At 70.1% G+C, this 10,480-nt stretch carries 8 protein-coding genes; 3 read left to right on the top strand and 5 right to left on the bottom strand.

All coding sequences use genetic code 11. The features are described from left to right. The first annotated feature begins 301 nt into the window (after positions 1-301). Complete coding sequence (locus AB0L37_RS26730) at positions 302-1,423, top strand: ADP-ribosylglycohydrolase family protein (RefSeq protein ID WP_365510395.1); 1,122 nt, start codon at positions 302-304, stop codon at positions 1,421-1,423. A gap of 116 nt (positions 1,424-1,539) precedes the next feature. Here the strand turns inward: AB0L37_RS26730 and AB0L37_RS26725 are convergent, their stop codons facing one another. Further along, positions 1,540-3,114 (bottom strand): sodium:solute symporter family protein, encoded by a 1,575-nt coding sequence (locus tag AB0L37_RS26725; protein WP_365510393.1) that lies wholly within the window; start codon positions 3,112-3,114, stop codon positions 1,540-1,542. 349 nt (positions 3,115-3,463) lie between these two features. Beyond that, the gene (locus AB0L37_RS26720) at positions 3,464-4,258 is read right to left on the bottom strand and encodes an SDR family oxidoreductase (RefSeq protein WP_365510390.1); all 795 of its coding nucleotides are present in this window, start codon (positions 4,256-4,258) and stop codon (positions 3,464-3,466) included. 74 nt (positions 4,259-4,332) lie between these two features. On the opposite strand from AB0L37_RS26720, the gene AB0L37_RS26715 reads away from it, so the two are divergent. Next, a complete protein-coding gene (locus AB0L37_RS26715) occupies positions 4,333-5,187 on the top strand; it encodes a hypothetical protein (RefSeq protein ID WP_365510387.1) in 855 nt (284 codons plus the stop codon). Between the two features lie 150 nt (positions 5,188-5,337). Here AB0L37_RS26715 and AB0L37_RS26710 read toward each other — a convergent pair whose 3' ends face one another. From AB0L37_RS26710 to AB0L37_RS26700, 3 genes are all read right to left on the bottom strand, one after another. Next, positions 5,338-5,538 (bottom strand): DUF397 domain-containing protein, encoded by a 201-nt coding sequence (locus AB0L37_RS26710; RefSeq protein WP_365510384.1) that lies wholly within the window; start codon positions 5,536-5,538, stop codon positions 5,338-5,340. 260 nt (positions 5,539-5,798) lie between these two features. Continuing rightward, entirely contained in the window at positions 5,799-6,656 is an 858-nt protein-coding gene (locus AB0L37_RS26705; RefSeq protein WP_365510381.1) for a helix-turn-helix transcriptional regulator, read from the bottom strand. Positions 6,657-6,944: 288 nt separating this feature from the next. Further along, positions 6,945-7,682 (bottom strand): GPP34 family phosphoprotein, encoded by a 738-nt coding sequence (locus AB0L37_RS26700; protein WP_365510378.1) that lies wholly within the window; start codon positions 7,680-7,682, stop codon positions 6,945-6,947. A 214-nt stretch (positions 7,683-7,896) separates the two neighbouring features. Here AB0L37_RS26700 and AB0L37_RS26695 point away from each other — a divergent pair, with 214 nt between their 5' ends. After that, positions 7,897-10,467 (top strand): D-alanyl-D-alanine carboxypeptidase, encoded by a 2,571-nt coding sequence (locus AB0L37_RS26695; RefSeq protein WP_365510375.1) that lies wholly within the window; start codon positions 7,897-7,899, stop codon positions 10,465-10,467. Positions 10,468-10,480: the final 13 nt, after the last annotated feature.

The following is a 10,480-nucleotide window of genomic DNA, read 5'->3' as shown; positions in this document are numbered from 1 at the left end:
TCCCCGGAACGGGCCGAACTCCTCGCGCGCCTCGTCGGACCCGGAGCCGCATGAAGCGGACGACTCGTGCGACCCGGGCGGGCGTCGGGGTGGGCGAAGGTCTACGAGCCGCTGCTCGACGTCCGCGCCGCGTACCTGACCGACGGCGAACGGTGGGCAAATGTGGGCCGAAGTGACCTCAAGGGCGTCTTTTCGCATACCAGTTGAGTTCGCTTGAGTCGCTGAAGCGAACGTTCCTGGCCGTGCCCGGTCGAATAGAGTGCTGCGGTCGGCCGGTCGTGACGTGATGTGAGGGGATCCCATGGGTGCACCGCCCGCCGGCGCAGCCGTATGGGGCCGCGCCGAACAGCAGGACTTCCGCAGCCGGGTCCGCGGCACCCTGCTCGGCACCGCGCTCGGCGACACCCTCGGCGCCCCGCTCGACGGCCTCACCCTCGACGCGATCCGGGAGGCGCACGGCGCCGAAGGACTCACCCAGCTCGCGCCGGCGTACGGACGTACGGGAGCGGTGACCGCGGCGACGCAGCTCGCGCTGTTCACCGTGGACGGGCTGATCCGCGCCCAGGTGCGCCGCGACACCGGCGCCTGGCACCCGCCCACCGACGTGCACCGCGCCTACCTGCGCTGGTCCGCGACCCAGCGCGACTGGGGGCCCGACGAGCGGCGCAAGGAGGACGGCTGGCTGGCCCGCGAGGAGTGGCTGTACTCGCGGCGCGGCGCCTCCCAGGCCTGTCTGCTCGGGCTCGGCAACGACGTGATGGGCACCCTCGACCGCCCCAAGAACCCGGACGCGGCGGGCCCCGAGGCGGCGACGCGCTCGGCTCCGTTCGGCCTGCTCGTCGGCTGGGAGCCGCAGCTCGTGCTCCAGCTCGCCGTGGAGTGCGCCGTGCACACCCACGGCACACCCGAGGCGTACCTCTCCGCGGGCGCGTACGCCGTGATCGTGCACGCCCTGGCGCGCGGCGACTCCCTGGACGCGGCCGTGCAGCGCGCGCTGGCCCTGCTCGCCGCCCGCCCCGGGCACGCGCCGGTCGCCGACGCGCTCAAGCACGCCCTCGGCGCCGTACGCCAGGGCATGCCGAACGCGGCCCGGGTCGGCGAACTCGTCGGCGACGGCGACGCCGTGGGCTCCCTGGCCGCCGCCGTGTACTGCGCGCTCGTCGGCGAGGACATCCGGCACGGCCTCGGCCTCGCCGTCCATCACGACGGCCCCTCGTCCGGCACCGGTGCCCTGTGCGGCGGACTGCTCGGCGCCCTGCACGGCGAGACGGCGCTGCCGCCCGCCTGGGTCGCGGAGCTGGAGGGCCGCGCGACGATCCTGGAACTCGCGGACGACTTCGCCATGGAGATGACCCAGGGCCCGGCCCTGCACGGCCCCGGCGCGGCCTCCCCGGGCTGGCTCGCCCGCTACCCGAGGGCGTGAGGGGCCCACCGATACCGCAGGCGGTGGCCGTGCCGTACGGCGACCGCGGGCCCGCCGTCCGTGGACGGGCCCGCGGGTGAGTGATCACCCGCGGGCCCGTCCACGTATCCCGTCTTCTACAGCCGTGACACGTCGTCCGCGGCTCCCGCGGGCGCCGGCACCGCGGCCGCCGCCCCCGTGCCGCCCGGGCCGTCGCCGTCGCTGTTGATCGTCTCGATGAGCGCGTCGCGCTCGGGAGTGTCCTCCGGCTTGATGAAGCCGATGGCGATGTACAGGATCAGCGAGACCGCGAGCGGGACCGACACCTGGTACTGGAGGGGCACGCCGCCCTCGACGTTCCAGTTGATCGGGTAGTTGACCAGCCAGAAGGCGAAGAGGCCCAGGGCCCAGCTGGTGAGCGCCGCGGTCGGCCCCGACCGGCGGAAGGGACGCAGCAGGCCCAGCATCATCGGGATGGCCATCGGGCCCATGAGGCCGGCGACCCACTTGATGACGACGGTGATGATGTCCTTGAACGCGGGGGAGTTGACCTGCGTGGCAGCCGCCATCGACAGACCGAGGAAGACGACCGTGGTGACACGGGCCGCGATGAGCCCCGACCGCGCGTTCCACGCACGGGCGCGCTTCGAGAGAACCGGCGCGCAGTCCCGTGTGAAGACGGCCGCGATGGCGTTGGCGTCCGAGGAGCACATGGCCATCGTGTGGGAGAAGAAGCCGACGATGACCAGGCCCAACAGGCCGTGCGGCAGCAGCTGTTCGGTCATCAGGCCGTAGGAGTCGGAGCCGTCCGGCTTCTGGGCCTTGACCAGCAGGGGCGACATCCACATCGGGAAGAACAGCACGACCGGCCACACCAGCCACAGGATCGCCGAGAGCCGCGCGGAGCGCTTGGCCTCGTGCCCGCTGCTCGTCGCCATGTAGCGCTGGGCCTGGTTGAGCATGCCGCCGTTGTACTCGAAGAGCTTGATGAACAGGAACGCGAGCAGGAACACCGTGCCGTACGGGCCGACGAGCGGCTTGCCGTGCCCCTGGAGCGCGGGCTCGTCCCAGGCGCCGAAGAACCCGATGCCCTTGTCGTTCAGCTTGAGCACGACGGCGACGAACATCGAGACGCCGGCCAGCAACTGGATGATGAACTGGCCCAGTTCGGTGAGCGCGTCCGCCCACAGGCCGCCGATGGTGCAGTAGACGGCGGTGATCGCGCCGGTGATGAGGATGCCCTGATTGAGGGAGATCCCGGTGAACACCGACAGGAGCGTGGCGATCGCCGCCCACTTCGCACCCACGTCGACGATCTTCAGGAGCATCCCGGACCAGGCGAGCGCCTGCTGCGTGCCCAGGTTGTACCGGTTCTTCAGGTACTCGAGCGGGGAGGCCACGTGCAGCCGCGAGCGCAGCCGGTTGATGCGCGGCGCGAAGAGGTTCGCACCGATGGCGATGCCGAGCGCGATCGGGAAGGACCAGGTGACGAAGGACGTCACGCCGTACGTGTACGCGATGCCGGCGTACCCGGTGAACATCACCGCGCTGTAGCCGGACATGTGGTGCGAGATGCCGGAAAGCCACCAGGGCATCTTTCCGCCGGCCGTGAAGAAGTCGGAGACGTTGTCCACACGCTTGTGGGACCAGACGCCGATCGCGACCATCACGCCGAAGTAGCCGATGAGCACGGCCCAGTCGAGACTGTTCATGTGCCCCCTCCAGGGGTCCGCCTTGTGAACGTTGCGGCTCTTCGTCAGTACGTCCGTTCCAGCGGGCGCCCCCGTGCGGGAGTGGGGACTTCGGGGATTGAACCGCCTGTTCGGCCGGTCGGTCAAGGGTTCCAGAGGTCACGGATGTGAACCGAGATCAGGAAGCCGAACGATTTTGCTCTTTCGTGACCCGGCGGGGAGTTGTCGTGAACGTGACGGCGGCCACACGATGAGCGGGCACTTCGTCAGTGCCCGCAAGTGGCCGCAGACAGTCGCGGATACGCGAACGACCGCACGGGATGCGGGTCCCGTGCGGTCGCGTGAGTGGACAGAAGGAGAGGTGGTCGGCTCAGCGCATCAACTCACCCGCGTTCACCAGGAGTTGCTGACCGGTGATCGCGCGGGACCGGTCCGACGCGAAGAACACCGCCGCGTCCGCCACGTCGCCGTCGGTGGCGAGCTCCGGCAGAGCCATCCGCTCCGTGAGCCGGGCGAGCACCTCCTCCTCCGACGCGCCCTCGGTGTGCGCCGTGAACTGCACGTACGCCTGTACCGGCGGGCCCCACATCCAGCCCGGCAGGACCGTGTTCACGCGGATCCGGTACGGACCCAGCTCCCGCGCCAGGGAGTACATCGCGCTCGTCAGCGCGCCCTTCGACGCCGCGTACGCCGCCTGCCGCACCTGGGACGGCGCGGCCACCGCCGACTGCGTGCCGATGATGACGACCGAGCCGCCGCGCTCCTTGAGGGCGGGCAGGCAGGCCCGGGTCATCCGCAGCGTGCCGAGCAGGTTCACGTCGATCACCTCGCGCCAGGTGTCGAGGTCGGCGTCCTCCAGGCCGCCGAAGTAGCTGTCCCAGGCGGCGACATGGACCACCGCGTCGACCCCGCCGAACCGCTCCCGCGCGAGCGCCACCAGCGCCTCGCACTGCGTCTCGTCGCCGATGTCGGTCGAGCGGTGGGCGGTCCGGGTGCCGGCCGGGTCGAGCTCGGCGGCGCACTTGGCAAGGTTGGCCTCCGTGCGCGCCCCCAGGACCGCGTTCCCGCCGTCGCGCACCACGGCGGCCGCGACCTGATGGCCGAGCCCGGCGCCGACCCCGGAGACGATCACGGTCTTGCCGGCGAGCGGTGCGTCCTGCGCCATTGGGTGCCTCCCGACTCTGGCCATCTATCTGACGGGGCGTCAGAGTATGGGCGTCGGACGGAGGTTGGAAGGGGATGAGCGGCATGGAAACAGGCGACACGCGCAGCGACACGTACGCGGAACTGGCGGCCGTCGGACCGTACGGGGTGCGCCCCGGGCACGCCCTGATCACCATGGTGGAACCGCACCCGGGCCACGAGTACGCGTACAACCGATGGTACGAGGACGACCACTACTACGCCGGCGCGATGGCCATGCCCTGGATGTACGCGGGGCGCCGCTGGGTCGCGACCCGCGATCTACAACTCCTGCGCTACCCGGAGAAGTCGGCGGTCGCCGAGCCGGTCACCGCGGGCTGCTACATCTCCACGTACTGGGTCACCGAAGGCCGCTACGACGACCACATGAAGTGGACCGTCGGCATCAACAAGCGGCTCAACCGCGACGGGCGCGTCTACCAGGACCGCACGCACGTCTTCACCGCGTTCCAGGACCACGAGGCGACCGTCTACCGGGACGGCGCCGCCGGACCGCGCGACTACCACGCGCTCGACCACCCGTACGCGGGGCTCGTGGTGGAGGTCGTCGACGTCGAACGCGCCGAGCAGCGCGCCGAGGTCCTCGAGTGGCTGCGCTCGCGCCACCTGCCGAAGGTCCTCGCCGGGTCACCGGCCGCCCTCGTCACGATCTTCCGGCCGACGCCGCTGCCGGGCGACCGGATGACGTACGTGAAACAGGTCGAGGGCGTCGACACCCGGCTGACGCTGCTGTGGTTCCTGGAACAGGATCCGCGCGACTGCTGGCAGGACCACTTCGCCGGCCTGGGGGAGCAGGTGGCGGGGGCCGGCCTCGGGGCGCGGGTGGAGCTGATGGCGCCGTTCGTCCCGACGGTGCCGGGCACCGACCGCTATGTGGATCAACTGCGCTGAGCTCGCGGAACTCTCGGAGAATTCATGATCCGGAAAAGGGCCGAGCCCCCTCGGCCAGGACGGCGGGCCAGTCGAGAGGGCTCCTACGTTGTGCTCTGTGGTGCTGGATGGTGCTTGTAGTGCATATGTGGTTGTTGTGCCGTTCTTCGTTCAGAACGAACCGGTGCTCAGCTCGTGCACGAACGCATTCCATGTGTCGGGAGTGAAGTCGATCGAGGGCCCTTCCATGACCTTCGAGTCCCGTACCGCGATCGCCTGCACCACGGGGGACTTGACCTCGACACACGCGCCGTTGCCCGTGGAATACGAGGACTTGGTCCAGGAATCCGTGCTGCCCTGGTGAATTGCCATGTTTGCTCCGGTCTAGCCAGTGGTCGAATTGCATCCCGCTCGGAGGTCCAGAGCGGTTCGCGCCAACGATGTTGTCTTGATGGCGTGATCGACGCTACTCGCCAACTGGGGTGAGTGAAGCGGCCATTCACCCGACCGGATGGCATATTCCATTGGGGTCTTCCATTTTTCCGAGGCGAAGGTGTACCGTGCGGCGCCTTTGCCTCGGAACCACGGAGAAGGCGCGGAATCCGGCCTTCCGGAGATCGCTCACCGGTCCGTCAGCGGGCGTAGTCCTTGGCGATCTCCGAGATGAACTGTCGGGATTGCTCCACATTCAGCGCCTGTGCCCGCAGATGCTCGTACATGACGCTGTACTTCTGCACATCATTGGCTTTCTCCAGGTAAAGGTCACTGGTGACGCCCTCGATGTAGACCACGCTGGAATCCGCCGCATCGGGGAACTCCAGAATCGCGTACTGCCCGTTGAGCCCCGGGTGCGCACCCATCTCGAACGGGATCACCTGCACCGTCACGTGCGGCAGTTGGGACTGCTCCACGAGGTGCTCCAACTGCTCGCGCATCACGTGCCTGCCGCCGACGGCGCGCTTGAGCGCGGCCTCGTCGAGGACCGTCCACAGCCGCAGCGGGTTCTCGGCCGCCTGGATGCGCTCCTGGCGGCGCATCCGGACCTGGACGCGCTTCTCGATGTCCGTCGCCGTCGTCTCCGGGAGCGCGCCGTTGATCAGCGCCTCCGCGTAGCCCCGGGTCTGGAGCAGGCCGGGCACGACCTGCGGATCGTAGACGCGCAGGCTCGCCGCGTCCGTCTCCAGGCCGATGTAGACGCTGTACGGGATGTCGCCGAAGGAGTGCCACCAGCCCTGCTGGCGGGAGTCCTTGGCCATCTGCATCAGGGAGTCGACGATCCGGTGGTCCTCGACCTCGTACACCCCGCACAGGTCGCGGACGTCGCGCTGGCTGATGCTGCGCCGCCCGTTCTCCAGGCGGCTGATCTTCGACTGCGAGACCAGCAGGCGCTCGGCGACTTCCTCGGCGGTCATGCCCTTGAGCTCGCGGAGCCTGCGCAGCTCCTGGCCCAACCGGCGTCGCCTGACAGTGGGATTGACGTTGGACGCCACGGGACGTGCACCTCCGGCTGCGTGCATTTTCTTGTTCTGCGTACGGGTCTGCCTACGTTGTGTATCTGCTGTTCAGCAGATTGCCACTCTGCCGCGTGCCACCGCTGGGAAACAGCGGATATCCACGGGATACGCAGCGCAAACGCGACCGCGCGGGGCGATGGCGGGCCATCGCCCCGCGCGGTACAGCGGCTCCCGGACCGGGTCTTTGGGGACTGCGGTGCGGCGCTGTTGCGGGTGTTGGTGCGTGTGCGTGTGATGCCTGGTGTTACGGGTGTTGCCGCCCGCCTAGTGGGCCACGGCGCGAGCCATGGAACCGTGGCGTGGCTGCATCGGAACGCCCCTGGCGGGCTCCGGTGCGGGCCGGCCCGCCGGTGCGGCGGGCGAACGGCGTGGCTGAGCGGCCACCCCGTTCTGGACGTCCATCACGGCGTGCGCCACGAGGCCGCCCATCGGGTCGTGCCTGATCAGGTCCCGCAACCGGGATCGGGACGAGCGTCCCTCGTTCCCCGGGTACAGGTGCTTGCCGAGTCCGACCGCGTGGGCCAGTGCGGCGAGCGCCGCGGTCCTGGGGTCCGGCGGAACGCCGGTCCGGATCGCGCTGTCCAGCCGGGACCTGATCTCCCGGCTGATCGCCGTGTCCGTCGCCTGATAGCGAGTCGTCGGCAACACCCCGCACATCTGGCCCGCCACGGCATGCACCATGCCGCACCGCTCCAGGTGCGAGAGGTAGGTCTGGCGCAGCCCGAGACGCGGCCCGCCAATCCAGTGGACCGCTCGCACGGGAGCGCCACGCCTTCGCAGCAACTCCAGTGCGCAGTCCAGTGTCGGATCTCCGGTCGGCCGTGGTGCCACCACGGCGATACGATCCCCGTCTGGGGCTATCCGTCCGGCCAGCGCCAGCTCTACTAGCTGTGCTCCGGCCAGACCTAGGTCGAGCGACTGCGGCTGCGCTGTGGTACCCGTGGCCGGGTCCAGAGCGAGCAGCAGAAGCTCCTCCGGAAGTGTTCTGCGGCTCCTGCCCATCCATGCCTCCCCGCGTGGATGAATGACAGGGTGACCCCTCTCACATTGGTCTGTCGAGAGTGCGTGGGTGCTTTGGGCGGGAACCGGCAGGTATGTCGTTCTCGTCTACCACGGGGGTTAAGGCCCCACACAGGACACTGGTACATGGTTCGGACAGGGTCAGGCAGGCGCAGTCTGTCCGGCACGTCAGTCGTAAGCGGTCGAGGAGGCATCGGTGGCGGGGACCCCCGACAGGTCGGAAGAGCAGAAGGCGTCGGGCGGGACGACCCCGGACGAACGCGATCCGCGACTCGCGGTGGCGCGCACGACTCCGTCGGGATCGGGGCCGGCCCCGTCCGGCGTCGATCAGCCGACGGCCGTGTTCTCGGTCCGCGAGTCCGGTACGCAGGACGCCGCGAGCCCGGAGGACGCGGCCCCGGAGGACGCGACTCCGGAGGAGCCCGGGGACGAGCGCCTGCGGGCCGCTGTGGCGGCGTGGGTGAACGGCTCCGGCGAGGACGCCGGGTCCGGGGAGCCCGCTGAGCCCGAGGCCGCCGGCGAGCCGGAGGCCGACGCCGAGCCGGTTGGCGCTGCGTCCGAGGACGCCGAGCCGAAGGCCGCCGCGGCTGAGCCCGCGGGCGACGCCGACTCGGAGCCCGTGGAGCCCGAGGAGCCGGTGGAGCCCGACGTGCCGGTGGAGCCCGAGGCCGCTGAGGCCGTTCCGGCCGCCGAGCCCGCCGCTGCGCCGGAGGCCGCTGTGGGCGCGACGTCCGGCGCCGGGTCGGAGGCTGATGCCGCACCGAAGGCTGACGCCGTGTCCGGCTCCGACGCCGTAGCGAAGACCGGTGCCGAGCCGAAGGGTGCTGCTGACGCTGCTGCTGACGCCAAGCCCGGCGCCGGGTCGGAGGTCGACGCCGCACCGAAGGCTGACGCCGTGACCGGCTCCGACGCCGTAGCGAAGACCGGTGCCGAGTCGAAGGGTGCTGCTGACGCCAAGCCCGGCGCCGGGTCGGAGGTCGACGCCGCACCGAAGGCTGACGCCGAGTCCGCCCCCGACGCTGAAGCGAAGGTTGCCGACGCCGCACCGACAGCTGACGCCAAGTCCGCCCCCGACGCCGACCCGAAGCCCGACGCCGAGCCCAAGGCCGCCGACGCCGAGCCCAAGGCCGCCGACGCCAAGCCCAAGGCCGCCGACGCCAAGCCCGACGCCGAGCCCAAAGCTGCCGACCCGAAGCCCGACGCCGAGTCCAAGGCCGCCCCCGCCGTAGACCACCCCACCACCGCCTTCAAGGCCGTCGCGCCGCCGGTCGATCAGCCGACGGCCATGCTCAAGTTGCCGGAGAGCGACGCCGAGCGGACCAGCAGGTTCGTACCGCTGAAGCCGCTCGATGACGATGCGAACGCGAAGGCAAAGGCGAACGCCCGGGCGAACCCGAGCGCGTTGACCGGCGCCCCGGCGGAGCCGCCCGCTCCCGAGCGGACCACGCAGCAGCCGCTGCCCCCGAAGCCGCCGATCGACCTGCTCGCCGAACTGACCAACACCCCGCCGCCCCCGGAGACCCGGGTCCGTACCACGGTGCGGCGGTTCAAGATCTGGACGCCGCTCGTCCTGCTCCTGGTGCTCGTGTTCGCGATCGTGCAGGCCGTGCGGCCGCTGCCGACGCCGACCCTGAGCCTGACCGCGCAGGAGACCGTGTCGTTCGACGGCGGCAAGCCGTCCGTGCCGTGGCCCACCCAGGGCCAGGCGGCGATGGATGTGAACGGCATCGGCTCGTTCGGCACGTCCGGCAGCCAGAAGCCCGTACCGATCGCCAGCATCGCCAAGGTCATGACCGTCTATCTGACCCTGCGCGACCACCCGCTGAAGACCGGGGAGAAGGGTCCGAGCATCCCCGTCGACGCGGCCGCGCAGAAGCACTACGAGACCGGCAAGGCCGAGAACGAGTCGGTGGTCAAGGTCACCGAGGGCCAGAAGATCTCCGAGTACGAGGCGCTCCAGGCGGTCATGCTGCCGTCCGCCAACAACATCGCCAAGCTGCTGGCCCGCTGGGACACCGGCAGCAGCTCCGAGGACGCGTTCGTCGAGAAGATGAACAAGACGGCCAAGGAGCTGGGGATGACGAACACGACGTACACCGACCCCAGCGGGCTCGACAAGACGACCGTGTCGACCGCCGCGGACCTGGTGAAGCTGGGCCGCGCCGCCATGGAGAACCCCGTCTTCAAGGAGATCTCGCGGCAGAACGAGTACACGGACCTGAACGGGGACAAGCAGAAGAACTTCCTCGGCCTGGTCCCGACCGTCGCCGTCGGCATCAAGACCGGCACCACCACCGCGGCCGGCGGCAACATCCTGTTCGCCGCGGAGAAGACCGTCGACGGCAAGACCCAGACGATCATCGGCGCGGTCCTCGGCCAGTACGGCAGCAACGGCGTCGCCAACATCGACGAGGTCACCTCGGCCACCCGCAAGCTGATCGAGGCAGGTCAGCAGGCGCTCACCGCGAAGAAGATCGTGAAGAAGGGCGACGTCGTCGGCGAGGTCGACGACGGTCTGGGCGGCACGACCCCGGTCGTCGCCACGAAGGACGTCTCGGCCGTCGGCTGGTCGGGCCTGACCGTCAAGCTCGCCCTGGACGTGAAGAAGGGCGAGACGGTGCCGCACACGGCGAAGGCCGGCACCGAGGTCGGCGTGCTGACCGTCGGCGACGGCAAGAACGAGGCCACCGCCGTCGAGGTCCCGGTGGCGCTCCAGCAGGATCTCGCCGAGCCCGGCCTCGGCGCGAAAATCAAGCGCGTCGGCTAGGCGTTTCGCGGGA

This window comes from Streptomyces sp. NPDC052225 (genome assembly GCF_040679615.1).
GTDB lineage: Bacteria > Actinomycetota > Actinomycetes > Streptomycetales > Streptomycetaceae > Streptomyces.
The sequence above is the reverse complement of the archived record's forward strand: the minus strand, read 5'-3'. Positions and strand labels throughout refer to the sequence as shown.